This window comes from Streptomyces sp. Tu 3180 (assembly GCF_009852415.1).
GTDB lineage: Bacteria > Actinomycetota > Actinomycetes > Streptomycetales > Streptomycetaceae > Streptomyces.
The window spans coordinates 8142233-8158511 of the sequence record NZ_WOXS01000002.1 but is presented as its reverse complement, the minus strand read 5'-3'; the positions used below and the strand labels follow the sequence as shown (position 1 = coordinate 8158511).

Here is a 16279-nt window from a genome sequence, read left to right as displayed (position 1 = left end):
CGGCCGACGCACGTCGGCTTCCGCCTTCAGGACGGCTGCCTAGCCCCGCCCTCTCCCGCCGATGGATCCCAGACGAGCGTCGAGGGCTTCGAGGTCGGGAAGGAACCAGATATGGCTTGCCGCATTGGATTCATGCACCAGAGCGCGCAGCGCGGCACTGGCCTCCATATGACGGGAAATGTCACCGATGACGGCCAGACGCATGCGGTAGTTGACGAACTTCTGCATGATTTCGCCGGCGATGCGGGTGCCGAGCGAAAAGAATTTCTCATCAAGCCGGCTCACCGGCACGGCCACGATCTCGGCGTCGAACAACGCCGAACCGATCAAGTCCAGTGCGTCCTGCTCGGTGACCACGGTAGGCCCGGCCGGATCGCACATCAATACCTGCACCCCACGCCGCTCCTGCAGTAAATCCGGCAATTTCTAGTCCCCCAAGAAAAAATCATGAGCACAGGTAGCCGGAGGAAGCTAACACACGCCTGTTCACGGGTCAAAGGGCCGGCGGGACCCGGAAGACCAACAAGCCAAAGTGCGACGTACGGGTTTACCGGCCGGCCGACTCCTGCGGCGCAGCCGCGGGCCCTCTCTCGCGCCACGGCCTCCCGCAGGGACTTCCCACTGGTCAGGCCGGTAACGGACACGACCGCGACACGGTGTCGGCCGGAAGGCGGTCACCCGCGGGTGCGAAGCGGTTCCGCCGGGTATGGACGGGGACCCGACCGGAGCGGGTGGCCCGAAATCGATGGACAGAGCGTCCGAAGAAACGCGTGGGCAGGTGCGGCAGCAAGCCTTTCCCCTTCCCGAAACACCCCTCTCCCTTACCCATGGGCAGTACCCTCGGCAAGTATCCGTCGACGCGGATCGCAGGCGTTTTATGTTTTCCCGGCCGTTCACCGGACGGCGTCTCGCACGAAAGGCGAGGACGGTATCGCCGGCCGGGGATGTCTTGCGGAGTACGGCGTTTAGTGATCGACTGGCAGCACCGGCTCCTCGTGCGACCCGTTCAGAGTGCGCACCGAATTACTCGCGGAAATTTTGGTTGACATACGGGAGGAAGCATGTCCAGCGGCCACGGCGGCGCGACTCCGCTCCAGATCGACGAGAAGGAGTTCGAGCACAATCCGCATGCGTTATACGATGTGCTCCGCTCCGAGGCGCCGGTCCGCGAGATCATCGCGCCCGGCGGGACCAAGGTCTGGCTCGTCACGCGCTACGACGACGCGAAGTCCGTGCTGACCGACAACCGTCTGTCCAAGAACATCGAGGTCGGCCAGAAGGTCATCCAGCGGCACACCGACGGCGAGACCGGCATGGTGTTCGCCAGCGAGTTGGCCGCGCACATGATGAACGCCGACCCGCCGGACCACACCCGGCTGCGCAAGCAGGTCAACAAGGTCTTCACCCAGCGAGCGGTGGAAAAACTGGGTCCCCGGATCGAGGAGATCACCACCGAACTGCTCGATGCGATGGAGGGCCACGACGAGGTGGATCTGATGCGTGCCCTCGCCTACCCGCTGCCCATGGCGGTGATCTGCGAGCTGCTGGGCGTTCCGGCCGACGATCAGGAGCGCTTCAAGGGCTGGGTCCCCACCCAGCTCTCCGGCGGGGACGCGGAGAGCATGGCGAAGGCCACGATGGCGCTGCTCGGATATCTGCACGAGTTGATCGAGAGCAAGCGGTCGCAACCGGCGGACGACCTGCTCACCGGCCTGGTGCGCTCCAGCGACGACGGCAAGCTGAACACCCAGGAACTGGTCTCGATGGCGTTCCTGCTGCTGGTGGCGGGCAACGAGACCACGGTCAACCTCATCGGCAACGGTGTGTACGCGCTGCTGCGCCACCCCGACCAGCTCGCCGCTCTGCGCGCCGACCGCTCCTTGATGCCCGGGGCGGTCGACGAGCTTCTCCGCTACGAGAGCCCGGTCAACACGTCGTCGCTGCGCTTCACGACCGAGCCGATCGAGGTCGGCGGAGTGGTCATACCGGAGGGCGAGCTGGTGGTGGTCGCGCTCACGTCGGCCAACCGGGACGAGTCCCAGTTCCCGGACGCCGGCAGCCTGGACATCCATCGTCAGGCGGGCGCCAGCCTGTCCTTCGGACACGGCATCCACTACTGCGTCGGAGCGCAGCTCGCCCGGCTGGAGGCACAGATAGCCTTCGACCGGCTCATCGACCGGTTTCCGCACCTCCGGCTGGCCGCGGACCCGGACGAGCTGCGCTGGCAGCCGGGAACGGCCCTGCGCGGGCTGAGGTCTCTGCCGGTGTCGCTCGGTGCCGCCCGGGGCTGATTCCCCCGTTTCGGGCTGCCCGGTCCGCACGAAGGGGGCGAAGTCCCGGCCCGCCCGCTGCGTCACCTCGGGGCGGGCAGCGGTGAAGCGGGCCGGTGCTTCGTGATGTCCGGCAGTGAGGTCGTCGGACCCGGTGACCGGTGCCGGGGCGAGTCCGCACGCGCGGGTGTGGCCGCGGTCGCTGTCCGTTTTCCGCCGCCGAGGTGGACGCGTCCGGCACGAGGGCCCGGCACAGGCCGCGAAGCCGTCACGCCACACGACCTCACGGCACCCGGACACCGACCCGCGCGTGCACGCGGCCGGAAAAGATCGGTCGGCGCCATCCCGGTGCATCCGGTGCGGCAGACTGCAGGAGCGAGGGCAACCGGGTGTGGTTCGCGGCCGACCAGGACGAACGCGGCGAGAAGTGCCGACCCGTCGCACCCGGCGTCCGGTTGAACAGGGCGACGGGGCCGTGATGACGTCCGCGGGTGCCTTGACGGGGATCACACGTCAAGGACACGAACGAATGTGTAGGAGCAGGGCTGCGATGAGTCGTGAAGCAACGCTGCGTCGGCCGGCCGCCGGCCCCATGGTCGACCTGCCCGCCGGGAAGATCGTGCTGCGGGACGAGGGCACGATGACGGACTGGGCGGTCGAGGTCGCCGCCTTCCGGTTGGCGCCGACTCCGGTCACCCGCGAGCTGTACGCCGCCGTGCTGGGCGAGACGCCGGAGAGCGCCGCGGGGCCACGGACGCCGATGACCGAGGTCTCATGGAACGACGCCGTCCGGTTCTGCAACCTCTTCTCGCTGGCGGCCGGGCTCGATCCCTGCTACTCGATGGGCGACAGCCGCGACGCGGAGGACGTGGTCTGCGACTGGACAGCCGACGGTTACCGCCTTCCCACCGAGGCGGAATGGGAGTACGCCTGCCGGGCCGGGAGTTCGGACGTCCGCTACGGAGAGCTGGACGAGATCGCGTGGTACCGCGGGAACTCCGGGGGCGAGCCGCACGACGTCGCCACGCGGAAGCCGAACGCGTGGGGCCTCCACGACATGATCGGCAATGTCTGGGAGTGGTGCTGGGACGTCTACGACCCCCGGGTCTACGGTCCGTACCGCGTCTTCCGCGGCGGCGGCTTCTTCGACGAGCCCCGGGGGTGCCGGGCGTCGTGCCGCCGCAAGAGCCACCCGACCCTGGCCATCGACGACCTCGGGTTCAGGCTCGCCCGCTCGCTGTGAGCACGGAGCACGGTGGGAAAGCCCGGGAACGACGGCGTGAACGCGGGGTGGTGTGATGATCGACGAGTTGTTGCCTTCGGCCGTCGGCACGGGCAGCACGTTCGTCGACTACGACGCGGCGCTGACCGCCTTGTACCCGCAGGAGGCCGCCGCCGTCGCGAGGGCCCAGCCGAAGCGCCGACGTGAATACGCGAACGTCCGCCTGTGCGCGCGCCGCGCCATGCGCGAACTGGGCGTGCCGCCAGCGCCTGTGCTGTCGGGTGTGCGCGGCGCACCGCTGTGGCCCGAGGGCACCGTCGGCAGCCTGACCCACTGTCCCGGGTTCCGGGCCGCCGCCATCGGCCGCTCCTGCGCGTTCGTGGGGCTCGGCATCGACGCCGAACCTGACCTTCCCCTGGCAGAAGGCCTGCTGGAGTTCATCTCGCTGCCCCAGGAGCGTGCGTGGGTGCGCACGCTGGCGCAGTCCTCTCCCGGCGTCTGCTGGGACCGGTTGTTGTTCAGCGCCAAGGAGGCGGTGTTCAAGACCTGGTTCCCGCTCACCAGGCGCGAACTCGACTTCGCCGAGGCGGACATCCGCATCGACCCCGCCTGCGGCACCTTCTCCGCGCGACTGCTCGTCCCGGGCACCACCGCCGACGGAGAACGCATCGAGGAGTTCAACGGCCGGTGGCTCTCCCGTCAGGGCATACTGCTCACCGCGATCGCCCTGCGCCGGACGACGGGACGGTGACCGCCACGCCTGCGCGTCAAAGCGCGAGTCGCCCTTGTGGAGCGCGCGCTTCTTGCGGGGGCTGCCTGTCCCGAGTCGTGGAACGCGGATCTCGTCCGACACGGACTCGAACCGGGTGCGGTCCGCTCGCTGTCCTGGCGTGATGGCCGGGGACAGCGGACGGCAGCGACCATCGGCACTCAGGTGGAGCCCGGTCGTGAACCCACCGCGCGAGCGGCCCAGGCCCTCATCTCCGGCACCACCTCCACCAGACGGGCGACGGGACTCTGCCACGGCGTGTCGTCCTGGCGCTCTGCCGGAACGTCCCCCTTTGAAGAGGGGGCCGGCGGCGGTGCGGTGCGGGTACCGGCGGCATGCCGGTGGGCGCACGGCGGTGGAGTCGACTGCGGTGTCCCCGTCGATCTCACCCGCCGCATCAGCCCCGGCCCGGACCTGCTGCAGCACCCGGTGCTCGGCCCGCGAGCCAGACGGCGTTCCGCTTCTGCGGCTCGCGGTCAGCGAGACGATCGTCCCGCAACGCATACCGTTCCAGCTGCCGCAGGACGTTCTCCGAGCGGGTCAGGTGGCGCACCGCCGGCACGTCGACGCCGATCTCGCCCGTGGAGCAGCTGATGTGCACGCTGCTGTCGAGCGCCATCATGCCGAAGCCCGGACGGCCCGCGCGGATGCCGAGGAACGCCGATGCCGCACCCCGGCCCATGATGTCCCAGCGGTCCAGGAGCCGGACCCGGGCCCAGGCCCTCGGCGCGGCACGGCGGCCCCCGTGCATGTCCCGCAGAGCCGCCCCGTGCGTGCGGATGCCCTGGGGAAGCGTGACGAGGAACTCGCGCCGGTGATCGAGAAGACACGACGAGACCGCCAGGGCGTACCAGTCCTCGTTGAGACGCTCGACGAGCCGCGGAGTCTCGTACCGGTGCGAGAAACCGTCGACGACGTCCTCGCGGCCGTATCCCCGGACCAACGGCATCGTGCCGTCCGGCACGGCGTCCGGGATCACCTCGAGGCCGGCCCGCCGCAGCGGCCGGTACATCTTGCGTTCGCGCTCCTGGATGCCCACAGGTCAGTGTTCTACCAGGCCAGGCGCGCCAGAATTCCCCTGGTCGGCGCCTTCTCGTTTCCCGGCCTCCCGGATTGGACCGGTGCTCGGATCAGCCGCGTGACCGGCCGGACAAGTCCTGGCGGGCGCGGCAGCACGGCTGGTCATCGTGCCGCGTTGACCGGCGGCCGCGCGACGGCGCGGACCCGGCCGGCCGCGCTCGGCCTCCCGTACCCCCTCACACCGGCTTCGACCAGGACGGATGAGGTCATCGGCAAGCGCGGAGGCGGGGCCGCCGGGTTCGGGGACCCGCTTCCTCAGCCCTGGGGGCGACGCCGTGGTGCGGATGCGGCCGGCGTCATGTCCGGCAGGTAGTGACGAGCGAAGAGGGTGGCGACCAGGTCCCGCCGGCTGCGGACACCCGTTTTGTCGAACACCGCCTTCAGGTGGTCCTGGACCGTGTGCGGTGACAAGCCGGCACTGCGGCTGATGTCGGCTGTGGACTGCCCCCGCAGCACCAGGGCCGTGATGTCCCTCTCACGCGGGGTCAGTCCGTACGCCGCGACGATCAGCGCGATGTGCTCGGTGGGACCGGCCCGTTCGACGACGACGGCGGTGCGGGCCGGGGTCGCCGCGGGCCCGTCCAGGCGCCAGGCGTGCAACCTCACCCGGCCGTGTCTGCGACTGTGCATCCACGAGGTGTGCGAGGCCGCGGCCCCTGCCGCCCGCACCGCCGCCGCCACCGCGTACACGGCGGGAGGCAGTGCGTGGTCACCGGGCGGCACCCCGCCCGCGTGAGCCAGGTCGTCGAACCACGTGGCCACGGTGGGCGTCGCATGAACCACCTGATGGTCGTCGTCCAGCAGTACCAGTCCCGGTGCCACCCCCGAGGCGTTCTCCTCGGCGAGCCGCGTCAGGTGCAGCCGGCGCAGCGCGATCCCCAGCGGCTGGACCAACGACGCCGCCACGGCCAGCTCCGGGGAGCCGAACGGGGGCGCGTCGTCTGCGCGGCCCATGACCAGGGCGCCCCACGCCCCGTGACGGTCCCGCAGCAGCACACGTAACTCGTCGCGGAAACCCAGGGGCCGCATGATGTCGCGGTACCGGGGACTGAGGTCGAGGTTCCCGCTCGTCTCCCGGCTGAGCAGGCCCACCGGCGCCGGCCTGGCCGCCAGGTCCGACAGGTCGTTGGCATCCCCCTCGCGGTACTCGATGTCGAGCATGCGCGGCATCATGGCGGACGGCAGGCCGTCTCGGTAGTCACCGCCGGTGTTCATCAACGTCTGCGGATCCACGGTCACACCGGCGCACACGTCGAACCTCAGCACAGGCTGCACGACCCGTTTCACCGCCTCGAAGAACTCCTCGACGCTCCGCGCGGACTGCACCGCCCGCGCCGCAGCGTCCCCGATCTCGCCGACCCGCTTCACTCCCCCGTAGCGCCTCATGGTCCGAGGCTAGGCGGTTTCGTTTGGATCAGCGGGAGGACCAGGGGAAGATGCCCGCGATGTGGAGTCCGGCGAGGTAGACGGTCGCGGTCTTCTCGTAGCGGGTGGCGATGCCGCGCCACTGCTTCAAGCGGTTGATGCACCGCTCGACGGGGTGCCGTCACGTTGGCTGACCGGGTGGGATGATCTCCGGGTTGATCATGCTGGAGGGCGCTGTCCGTGGGGACGCGTCGCCGTCGTACAAGGGCCGTCGGTACCCGGTCGAGGTCATCTCCCACTGCGTGTGGCCGTACTTCCGCTTCCCGTTGTCCTACCGCGAGGTCGAGGGTCCGGGGCGTCCGGCGGCAGTGCCGGGCGCCCCGCGATCCTCCGGTCCGAACAGTGGGCGGGAGGGCGGTCCTGCTCGGGTGACAGAGGGCTGGGCTGTTCCCCTGCGTCCGCTGACCGGAGCGGCATCGGTCGGCTTCGACGCTCACCCAGCTCGTCCTGACCGAGATCGGCGAACCGGACGACGCCGAGCGGCCTGGGGGATCAACGAGCCCGCCTCGTCCTGCGTCCCGGGCGACCTTCTCTGCCGCCTTCACCCGTAACTCCTCGCGGCACTGCTGCCGTTCGACGGTCAGCCCGCCCTTCGACCGCCCGCGCTCCGCGCTGCCGCACCGTGGCCGGAGACGAGGGCCCGCCGTGCGCGGTCAGGACCCGGCGGGCAACCGGAAGGGGACCGCGGTACTCCACGGGGCGGGCGGATCCGAGTCCGCCGCGGCCCCCGCGCCCGGCGGCGCCCCCGGTGCCGCGGCGGCGGAGGAGCGTCCGGCCAGGCAGGATCACCTCCGGACGGCGGACGCGGCGACGGGCCGCGTCCTCCGCCCGACACCGAGGGCCGCGGCGCGCGTTGCGCGTTTCCCGCCGTTCCGGAATCGACGGCCGTGCGAGGTGGCGTGGCACCAACGCGGACCGTCCGCCGTGCCGGGGCGAGCCATTTCTTGATCGAAAATGCCATTTCAGGGACGGTATTGTGCGCCGTGAATCCCTTCGCTACGATCGCACCCTCACCGGCCGTAAGTCCGCTCATTGCAGGGGGCGATGTGGGTGCGTCAGCGTCAGAATTACTCCCCGAGCGGGATGGCTGATGGGCGATGCCGAACGGAATTCAATGCCTTCCGGCCCTGAATTAGCGGAAGGCGAGCGATTATCAAAAGGCTCGCCTTCTTCTCCTTTCCGAAGACGGGATTACTCCCTCTTCTGGGTGGCGGGCGCCGTCGACGGTCTCGGGACCTGTGCGTCCGCCCTCTTCCTTCCGCTGATCCTCCTGGGCGCCGGGTACTCGTCCGGGCTCGCCGGCCTCGTCGCCTCGGTGGCACTGGTCAGCGGGCTCGTCGTCTCGCCGGTCGCGGGCGTGTTCGCCGACCGGCTGCCGCGCAAGCCGATGATGTACACGGCGGCCCTGGTCGCCGCGGGCGCCATGGGCTCGGTGTTCGTGACCGTGGCACTCGGCCATGTCGTCCTCCTCCACGTACTCGTCGCGGCCGTCGTCGAGCAGGCGGCCAGCGCCACCTACGGGGCGGCCGCCTCCGGTACGATCCGGCGGCTCGTGCCCCCCGAGGAGTACCCCCGGGCGATCGGGTACCTCCAGGCACGGGACCAGGCGGTCCAGATCGTCGGCCCGACGCTGGGCGGGGTCCTCTACCAGGCGGCGCGGTGGGTGCCGCTGCTCGCGGACGCCGTGTCGTTCCTGCTGGTGGCCGTGTTGAGCAGGGCGATCCGCGCGGACCTGACGCCCGTACGGGAGACAACCGCCCCGTCCTTCGCCCGTGAGCTGGCCGACGGCCTGCGCTTCGTGTGGGCGCACCCCTTCCTGCGCTTCGTGGTCGTGTGGACGGCCGGGGTCAACGCCCTGCTGGGAGCGCTGTACTTCCACGCCGTCTTCGCCTCGCACGCCGAGGGCGCCAGTCCCTCCTCGATCGGTCTCATCCTCACCCTCGCGGGCGTCGGCGGGCTGCTGGGCGCGCTCGCCGCGCCCTGGCTGGTGCGGCGGGTGGCGGCTCCCCGGATCGTCACGGGCGCCTCGTGGGTCATGGTGCCGACGGCAGCCGGGCTCGCGTACGCCTCCCAGACCTGGGCCTACGGGCTGCTGCTGAGCGGGGTGTCGCTGATCGTGCCGTCGGTGGCGGTCGTGCTCCAGACCCGGGCGGTGCTGGTGACCCCCGACGGTCTGCTGGCCCGGATGGGCACGGTGCTGGGCACCGCCGGCCAGGGCGTCGCCGCGCTCGCCCCGGTGCTGGCCGGGGTCCTGGTGGCCGCGTACGGCGGCCGCACGGTCGCGTGGGGCTGCGCCGCGGCCTTCGCCGCGCTGGCCCTGTACGCGACGGCCAGGTCCGCTCTCGTCGTCCGGGAGGTGCCGTGACGGCGTTCTCCCCGCGGACGGTCACGCGCGGCTACGGCGTCTACCGCCCGGTGCTGCCGGTGACCAGTCCCCGCAACCCGGACCGGATGGTGTACACGGGGGACGCCGACGGCCGGTGCGAGATCTTCACCTGGGACCGGTCCAGCGGCGGCGGACGGCAGTTGACCGACCGTCCCCACGGCACGCTGCTGTGCGCCATCGACGGCGACGAGGCCGTGTGGTGGTTCGACGAGGACCGCGGCGGCAGCGGCGGCTGGCGCACCCAGGACTTCGACGGCGGCCCGGACCGCCCGGCGCTGCTCGACGTGCCCTGCGGGCGGCCCGCCGGGCTGGCGCTGACGGAACGGGGCACGGTGGCCGTCGGCATCCGCGGGAGCGAGGGATTCAGCGTGCACCTGGGGCGGCGCGGCGGCCGGGGCACACCCGTCCTGCGCACGACGGACTCCGCCACCCTGTGCGATCTGGCGCCGGACGGCGGCCTGCTGGCGGTGACCGGCCCCGCGCACTCGGCCCGCGCCGTGACGCTGCTGACCCCGGACGGGAGCACCGCCGCGGTGCTCTCCGGCGCCCGGGAACGCACCTGGGCGCTCGGCTTCGCGCCCGCGCCCACCCCGCCCCCGGGCCCCCGGGGCACGTCCGGCCATACGCTGCTGCTGGTCATGCGCGAGCGGGCCGGCCGCTACCACCTCGGTGTCTGGAGCCCCGGCGCCGGACTGGAACTGCTGCCCTGGTGCTCCTTCGACACCGAGACGACCGCCCGCTGGTACCCCGGCCCGGGCAGCGCGCGGGTCCTGCTGCGACAGGACCGGCACGGCCGCAGCAGGTTGTTCACCGCGGACCTGGAGCGCGGCGAGCTGACCCCCGTGCCCACCCCCGAGGGAAGCATCCTGGCCGCGTCACCCACCGCCGGCGGCGACGTGCACTACATCTGGACCGACGCGGTGACCGTGCCCCGCGCGATGTCCCTGTCGGGTGCGCCGCTGCCCGGGCAGAGCCAGTGGCGCGTCCCCCGCTTCGGCCACCGCCGGGACCTGTGGACGCCGGGACCCGACGGCCCCGTGCACACCTTCGTCACCACACCCGCGGACCGCCCCGGACCCTACCCGCTGGTCCTCCTCGTCCACGGCGGCCCGGCCGACCACGACCGCGACGCCTACGACCCCATGGTGCAGACCCTGGTCGGCTCGGGCCTCGCCGTGGCCCGCGTCAACTACCGGGGCTCGACCGGCTACGGGCCGCGCTGGCGCTCCGCGTACTCCGAGGGCGTCGGCCACACCCAGGTCGCCGACCTGGTGCGGGTCCGGGCCGACCTGCTGGAACGGGGCATCGGCCGCCCGGGCGCCGTGGGCCTGTGCGGCACGTCGTGGGGCGGCTATCTGACCCTGCTGGCGATGGGGACCCGCCCCGGCCTGTGGGATGTCGGGGTGGCCGTCAAACCGCTCGCCGACTGCGCCACCGCCTTCCGGCACTCCACGCCCGCCCTCCAGGCGCTGGACACCTCGCTGTTCGGCGGCACTCCCGACGAGGTGCCGGGCGCCTACGCCCACGCCTCCCCGTCCTCGTACGCCGCCGCCATCCGCTCCCCGCTGCTGGTCGTCGCCGCGCGCCGGGACGCCAAGTGCCCGCCGGAGCAGATCGAGGCGTACCTGGCCGTGCTGCGTGCGGGCGGTGTCCCGCACGAGGTGATGTGGCTGGACTCGGGCCACGACGGCTACGACGGAGCCGACCACCTGGCCGTCATACGACGGTCCCTCGCGTTTCTCGGCGGCGGGCTGCCTTCCGGGCCCGATCAGGCCGAGCGGCCACCACCCGCGGAGAGGAGGTGAACACCATGCAGAAGGACATCATCCACGGCGACCCGCTCGACGGCGACGAGGAGAGCCGCAAGCCGGGCGTCGGCGTCGTCGTCTACTTCCGCTCCGCGGAGGAGATGGAGGACGAGGACCAGTAGCGCCGAGGGGCCGGTCCCGCCACCGTGCGCGGCCGGCCCCGTCCGGAGGGCACCGGCCGGGCTCCCCGGCCGGTGCCCCGTCACGGAGGTCGTCAGGCGCCCCGCCCGGCGCCTGACGACTTCCCGGCCGACGCCCGGCCGACCCGTCATGCCGTGCACTGATCACATGAGAAGAGGCGAGCCGTGCGCGTACTCCTGGTGAACATGCCCTGGGCCCCGATCGATCTCCCGTCGCTGGCTCTCGGAATTCTCAAGCGCAGCGTCGACGAGCGCGTACCGAACAGCACAGCGGACGTTCTGCACGCGAACATCGAATACGTGGACTGGATCACCAAGAACACGGAATTCACTTTGGAGGACTACTCCTACTACGCACTCGGATCGTATTTCCTGGGCTGCGGCGACTGGGTCTTCTCCTCCGCTCTCTACGACGATCCCGAATGGCGCGTCGCCGAGTTCACCACGGCGATGGCCAACCGGGTGCCCGGGGCCCGGATGGAGATGACGCGGGCCCTGCACGTCACCGCACCCGACTTCGTCCGGCACATAGCGGAACGCATCGTGGAACTCGCCCCGGACGTGGTCGGGTTCACCTCGACGTTCCAGCAGAACACCGCCGCCCTGGCCGCCGCCAAATACGTCAAGCGGCTCGCCCCGCACATCGTGACGGCCATGGGCGGCGCCAACTGCGACGGCAAGCAGGGCGAGGCCGTCCACCGCAACTTCCCCTTCGTGGACCACGTGCTGCGCGGCGAGGGCGAGGTGTCGTTCCCCGCGCTGATCAGGGCCCTGGACGCGGGCGAGCCCCTGTCCGAGGTCCCCGGGCTGTGCTGGCGCGACACGGACGGCACCTCCGTGGTGAACGCCATGAGCACCAAGCCGCTGCCGCCCGCCGCGATCCTGCCGCCGGACTACTCGGGGTACTTCGAGCGGCTCGCCTCGTCCCACGCCCGGAACTGGGTCGAGCCCAAGCTGGTCGTCGAGGGGGCACGCGGCTGCTGGTGGGGCGAGAAGCACCACTGCACCTTCTGCGGGCTGAACGGCTCGTTCATGGAGTTCCGCAGCAAGAGCCCCGACGTGTTCTACGACGAGATCATGGACCTGGCGCGCAGGCACCGGGTCCTGGACATGTACGTCGTGGACAACATCCTGGACATGGGGTACGTGAAGTCGGTGCTGCCCCGCATCATCGACAGCGGCTACGACCTGCGCATGCACATCGAGATCAAGTCCAACATGCGGCGCGGACAGCTCCAGACCCTGGCGGACGCGGGCCTGATCTTCGTCCAGCCCGGCATCGAGAGCCTCAACAGCCGGGTGCTGACCCTGATGGACAAGGGCGTGACCGGCGGCCAGAACGTGCGGATGCTCCGTGACGCCGCCACCGTGGGCCTCTCGGTCGCCTGGAACTACCTGCACGGCTTCCCGGGCGAGGACGCCGAGGACTACGACGACGTGGTGGACCAACTGGCCGCGCTGGAACACCTGAACCCGCCCGTCGGCCCGTCCTCCCGGATCGCGATCGAGCGGTTCAGCCCGTACTTCGACAACCCCGGGCTCGGCTTCTCCGAACTGCGCCCCGCCGAACCGTACCGGCTCACCTACGACCTCCCCGACGAGGAGATGTTCGACCTGGCGTACGTCTTCGACGTACCGCCCCGGGGGATCGGCGAGGACGTCGTCGAACGGCTCGACGCGGGCATCGCGCGCTGGAAGCGGAACTACGCCGGCAGCCGCCTCACCCACTGCGACCTGGAGGACCGGATCGTCCTGGTCAGCAGGCGCCGGGCCTTCGACTGGACCCGCCTGGAACTGACCGACCCGCGCGAACTGGCCTTGTTCCGGCTGCTCGACCAGCCGCACACGGTGAAAGCGGCCGCGCGCAAGCTGGACGCGGACCACCCCGTCGGCGAGGCCGACCTGCTCCGGGTCCTGAAGCGGTGGCGGGAGCTGGGCGTCGTGTTCGAGGACAGCGGGCAGTTCGTGCAGATCGCGCCGCCCGCCCTGAACGAGGAGTTTCTGCGGATCGACCACATGCGGCACACCGCCGCCCGCGAGGCCGAACTCGCCCCGACGACCGCCTGACGACCGCGCCACCGCCCGACCGAGGGACGACGATGACTCCTGCTCTCACCGCCACCGCCCCCTTCACCGTGACCGCCTCACGGGACTACGACCCCGAGGTGGGCCCCCTGCCCGCCATGTCCCTGGGCCGCTACGAGATCGACATGTCCGGCGGCGAGGCCGCCCGGCGGCTGTTCGCCGCCGGGGCCCGGCACGTCACCCTGCCCCGCCCCGTGGACCTGACGGATGCCGCCGACGCGGCCTGGACGGTCAGAGCGCTGAGCTTCGTGGGCGACCTGACCAGCCTGGCCGTCTCGGTCGACTGGCAGCTCCGCACCGGCCCGGACCCCGACGCCTGGCGCCACTTCTGCCACCTCCACCCGCCGACCGCCGTCCTCGGCGCCGCGGACCCGGTCGCGACGGCGCTCGCCTGGCGCACCACGTACTACATCTGCAAATGCATCTTCCGGTACGGCCCCGGCTTCATCCAGGTCCGCGACCGGCGCTACGGCGAGCTGCGCCGCTTCACCATCGACGAACCGGAGTACCACGAGGCCGTGGCGGCCCTCGCCGACGGCGCGCCCGCCGACGCGATCCCGGGGCCCGTCCTGGACGACCTCGTCTCCGAGCACCTCGTCCTGCGCTTCGGCGACCATCTGTGGTGGGCACCGTACCGGGTCCGCCGCTGGTCGGAGGCACCGCTGGTGATCTGAGCGCACGGCCGTGGTTGTGCGTCAGCAGCGTGCAGTGAGGACAGACCTGATGACAAACGGTGGACGTGACGCGCGAGATGTCCCTCTCGGCAGCCCAGTCGGCGTCGACAACGCTCGTGATCAGTGCACCGGGTGTGTGGTTCCGCTCCGGACGGGCGCGGGCGCCGGACGCCCGTGAGTGCGTCCTCGCCGTCCGTGCGACGGCTCGCGCACACAGTGGATGAGCCCGGTCGGGCAAGGGGCAAGGGGGGCGGAGGCGAAGCGGCGCCCTCCCGCCCGGCCCCGCGGCCGGGCGGCACAGGTACGCCCAGACCCAGCAGCCGTTCACGGTCGCGGCGAGGCCGTCCACCGCATCCTTGATGGCGTCGGGCGCGGCCGTCGAACCGGTCTCGGCGAAGGAGAAGACCCGTCATCCGCCGTCGTCGGTGCGGGTCGGGCCGCTCGGGGCGACGGCACCGGTGAGGGCGTTGTCACGTTGTTGGGTGTGTGGGCGTCTGACGGTGTGCCGAGGTGTGGTGGGGCCGGTGCTCAGGCCGTGGCAGGTCGGTCCGTGACGCCGGTGATCTGCTCCCAGATGGTGAAGCGGACGGTCATTTCGGCTCGGTGGTGAGGTGCGGGCATCAGGTGGCGACGAGGCCGGAAGCGGGGTGAGATGCCACTGAACGCGGACAGGAACCTCTGCGCCCCGCCCACGGCGTCGCCACCCGCTACGAGAAGACCGCGACCATCTACCTCGCCGGACTCCACATCGCGGGCATCTTCCCCTGGTCCTCCCGCTGATCCAAACGAAACCGCCTAAGCGTGTGCGGCGGTTCCCGGGCACGGTTGGCGCAGGTGGCTGTGCCTCCGCTTACCGTGCCCGGGGACCGTGCGTGTCAGAGGCGCGAGACCGACGCCTCGATCCGGGTCAGCGGTTGTTGTGCAGGACGAGGTTGAGCTTCGCCCAGTCCTTGCCGCCGTTCTCCCCGTTGCGGAGCGTGATCTCGCTGACCGTCGAGGTCTGGCCCGCGGGGACGTAGCGGTTGAAGTTGTACTCGGCGTCGAGGTCGGTGTTGGTGTCGTTCGTGCCCTCGTAGAACCGCAGGGTCACATGGATCGTGACCCCGCCGGTGGCGTCCGTCTCCGCGGACACGTGCTTCTCCACACGGATCTCACCCCCGCACGTGGTCTCCCACCACACCGACGGCGTGCGAACCTCGTTCACCCAGCCCTCGGAGGCGACGTTGCCGCTGCAGTACGTGCCGGCGGCGAAAACGCCCTCGTCGTCGCGGATCGTGTAGGTGCCGGTCAGAGCGATGTTCCGCCACACGGAGGCCGTGACCGCGGTGCCCGTCGCGGACGGGACCGCGACAGCGGCCGGAGCCCCCGCCACCGTCAGGCCGGCGGCGGCTGCGACCAGGATCCCCAGGGCTTTTCTTCGCATGGACATCTCTTCCCCCTCGTTGTCGTCACGGATGCGCCGAAGGCGGCTCACCGTCATCGGTCGGATAAAGAATGCTGCGGCGGGCCGGCATATCCCATCCCAGACAAGTGGGGGGTCCCGCGCCGCCGGCGCCCCGACCGCGACGGGCCCGGCCACACCCACGAAAGGAGTCGCATGCTCGGGGAGCTGCCGGACGAGTACGGCGTGGGCTCACCGATCCAGGTCATGCCGTCGGCATCCTGTGCGAAGTCCCGCTCAGCACCGAGGGGTTGATCTACAGCACCTCACCGGACGGCTTCGCGGCCGTCGCGCCCGGACCGCGCCGGGACTCGGCGCACCAGCGGCGCACCGTCTCATGGGGGGCGACGGTCCCGTGCTCGCGCACGAGCTCCTCGACCGGATACCGGTGCCCCCTGTACGACGGCGACGCGCTCCCCGCGGACGACCCTTCCCCGGCTGATCGACCAGGAGATCACCCTCACCGCTCAGCCGGCGTGACAACGCCCCCCGGGACGGTGTGGACGCCGGGGCCGTGGAAGGGCTCGCAGCCGTCGGCGAGCACGTCTGACACCGAGGCTCCGGCCACGGTGAAGTGCGCGGGTGGCCAACCCCTGGCAGCGTTGCGGTGGGGCGGCTGGTCAGCCGTCGGCCGTCGGCTTCCTCGGCCGGCCGGAGTGGCGCCCTTGCGGGCCAGGCGCCTGGTCATGAGGGTGACGGCGGCCCAGGTGATCGGGAGGGCGGACGAGCCGGACCGATGCTGTTCCGATGCACACGGGAAGGTGATCATGGGCAGGACGCACCTCATCGACATCACGGCGCGCCGCGCCGTCGAGGGCTCCGGCGGCAGACGGCTCACCCCGGAGGACGTCGACCGGGTCCCGGAGACCCTCAAGGACGACGAGACGGTCGGCCCGGGCAGCTTCCACGGCGCTGACGGTCACGGCCGCGTTCCGGCCGGACAAGGCACTGTCCGAACGTCTCCGGGACCGGGTGTGAC

At 71.2% G+C, this 16279-nt stretch carries 11 protein-coding genes and 5 pseudogenes; 8 read left to right on the top strand and 8 right to left on the bottom strand.

Annotation, left to right across the window (positions count from 1 at the left end; genetic code table 11):
• Positions 1 to 39: 39 nt before the first annotated feature.
• Positions 40 to 423, bottom strand: coding sequence for a DUF4180 domain-containing protein (locus tag GL259_RS36695; RefSeq protein WP_159538022.1), 384 nt, complete (start codon positions 421 to 423; stop codon positions 40 to 42).
• 638 nt (positions 424 to 1061) lie between these two features.
• On the opposite strand from GL259_RS36695, the gene GL259_RS36690 reads away from it, so the two are divergent.
• The 3 genes from GL259_RS36690 to GL259_RS36680 all read left to right on the top strand — a co-directional run bounded on the left by GL259_RS36690 (position 1062) and on the right by GL259_RS36680 (position 4243).
• Positions 1062 to 2291 carry a cytochrome P450 gene (locus GL259_RS36690; protein ID WP_159538021.1) on the top strand — a complete coding sequence of 410 codons (1230 nt, stop codon included), beginning with the start codon at positions 1062 to 1064 and terminating at the stop codon, positions 2289 to 2291.
• Between the two features lie 529 nt (positions 2292 to 2820).
• Entirely contained in the window at positions 2821 to 3513 is a 693-nt protein-coding gene (locus GL259_RS36685; protein WP_243762506.1) for an SUMF1/EgtB/PvdO family nonheme iron enzyme, read from the top strand.
• A 55-nt stretch (positions 3514 to 3568) separates the two neighbouring features.
• Entirely contained in the window at positions 3569 to 4243 is a 675-nt protein-coding gene (locus GL259_RS36680) for a 4'-phosphopantetheinyl transferase superfamily protein (RefSeq protein WP_159538019.1), read from the top strand.
• Between the two features lie 129 nt (positions 4244 to 4372).
• Here GL259_RS36680 and GL259_RS39205 read toward each other — a convergent pair.
• The 4 genes and pseudogenes from GL259_RS39205 to GL259_RS36665 all read right to left on the bottom strand — a co-directional run.
• Positions 4373 to 4480, bottom strand: a pseudogene (locus tag GL259_RS39205) (IS5/IS1182 family transposase); the annotation flags it as partial.
• Between the two features lie 178 nt (positions 4481 to 4658).
• On the bottom strand, positions 4659 to 5300 hold the full coding sequence (locus GL259_RS36675) for a hypothetical protein (RefSeq protein ID WP_243762505.1): 642 nt from the start codon (positions 5298 to 5300) through the stop codon (positions 4659 to 4661).
• A gap of 296 nt (positions 5301 to 5596) precedes the next feature.
• Positions 5597 to 6727 (bottom strand): helix-turn-helix transcriptional regulator, encoded by a 1131-nt coding sequence (locus GL259_RS36670; protein ID WP_159538017.1) that lies wholly within the window; start codon positions 6725 to 6727, stop codon positions 5597 to 5599.
• Positions 6728 to 6755: 28 nt separating this feature from the next.
• A pseudogene (locus tag GL259_RS36665) lies at positions 6756 to 6887 on the bottom strand (IS5/IS1182 family transposase); the annotation flags it as partial.
• 40 nt (positions 6888 to 6927) lie between these two features.
• Here GL259_RS36665 and GL259_RS39200 point away from each other — a divergent pair.
• From GL259_RS39200 to GL259_RS36645, 5 genes and pseudogenes are all read left to right on the top strand, one after another.
• Positions 6928 to 7053 (top strand): annotated as a pseudogene (locus GL259_RS39200) (IS6 family transposase); the annotation flags it as partial.
• 803 nt (positions 7054 to 7856) lie between these two features.
• The gene (locus GL259_RS36660) at positions 7857 to 9131 is read left to right on the top strand and encodes an MFS transporter (protein WP_347814639.1); all 1275 of its coding nucleotides are present in this window, start codon (positions 7857 to 7859) and stop codon (positions 9129 to 9131) included.
• On the top strand, positions 9128 to 10957 hold the full coding sequence (locus tag GL259_RS36655) for a prolyl oligopeptidase family serine peptidase (RefSeq protein WP_159538015.1): 1830 nt from the start codon (positions 9128 to 9130) through the stop codon (positions 10955 to 10957). The genes GL259_RS36660 and GL259_RS36655 overlap by 4 nt, the downstream gene beginning before the upstream one ends.
• Before the next feature lie 308 nt (positions 10958 to 11265).
• Positions 11266 to 13167: a RiPP maturation radical SAM C-methyltransferase gene (locus GL259_RS36650; RefSeq protein ID WP_159538013.1), complete on the top strand. Its 1902-nt coding sequence runs from the start codon at positions 11266 to 11268 to the stop codon at positions 13165 to 13167.
• Between the two features lie 32 nt (positions 13168 to 13199).
• A complete protein-coding gene (locus GL259_RS36645; protein ID WP_159538011.1) occupies positions 13200 to 13859 on the top strand; it encodes a DUF5825 family protein in 660 nt (219 codons plus the stop codon).
• A 313-nt stretch (positions 13860 to 14172) separates the two neighbouring features.
• Here the strand turns inward: GL259_RS36645 and GL259_RS39195 are convergent.
• The 3 genes and pseudogenes from GL259_RS39195 to GL259_RS36635 all read right to left on the bottom strand — a co-directional run.
• Positions 14173 to 14322, bottom strand: a pseudogene (locus GL259_RS39195) (D-alanyl-D-alanine carboxypeptidase/D-alanyl-D-alanine-endopeptidase); the annotation flags it as partial.
• A gap of 65 nt (positions 14323 to 14387) precedes the next feature.
• A pseudogene (locus GL259_RS39190) lies at positions 14388 to 14555 on the bottom strand (IS6 family transposase); the annotation flags it as partial.
• A 211-nt stretch (positions 14556 to 14766) separates the two neighbouring features.
• Entirely contained in the window at positions 14767 to 15282 is a 516-nt protein-coding gene (locus tag GL259_RS36635) for a hypothetical protein (protein WP_159538009.1), read from the bottom strand.
• Between the last annotated feature and the right edge of the window lie 997 nt (positions 15283 to 16279).

What these genes read in the sequence shown, in the direction of transcription:
- GL259_RS36690 (WP_159538021.1), top strand. Translation starts at nt 1,062, where the DNA reads ATGTCCAGCGGCCACGGCGGCGCGACTCCGCTCCAGATCGACGAGAAG.
- GL259_RS36685 (WP_243762506.1), top strand. Translation starts at nt 2,821, where the DNA reads ATGAGTCGTGAAGCAACGCTGCGTCGGCCGGCCGCCGGCCCCATGGTC.
- GL259_RS36680 (WP_159538019.1), top strand. Translation starts at nt 3,569, where the DNA reads ATGATCGACGAGTTGTTGCCTTCGGCCGTCGGCACGGGCAGCACGTTC.
- GL259_RS36670 (WP_159538017.1), bottom strand. Translation starts at nt 6,727, where the DNA reads ATGAGGCGCTACGGGGGAGTGAAGCGGGTCGGCGAGATCGGGGACGCT.
- GL259_RS36660 (WP_347814639.1), top strand. Translation starts at nt 7,857, where the DNA reads ATGGGCGATGCCGAACGGAATTCAATGCCTTCCGGCCCTGAATTAGCG.
- GL259_RS36645 (WP_159538011.1), top strand. Translation starts at nt 13,200, where the DNA reads ATGACTCCTGCTCTCACCGCCACCGCCCCCTTCACCGTGACCGCCTCA.
- GL259_RS36635 (WP_159538009.1), bottom strand. Translation starts at nt 15,282, where the DNA reads ATGCGAAGAAAAGCCCTGGGGATCCTGGTCGCAGCCGCCGCCGGCCTG.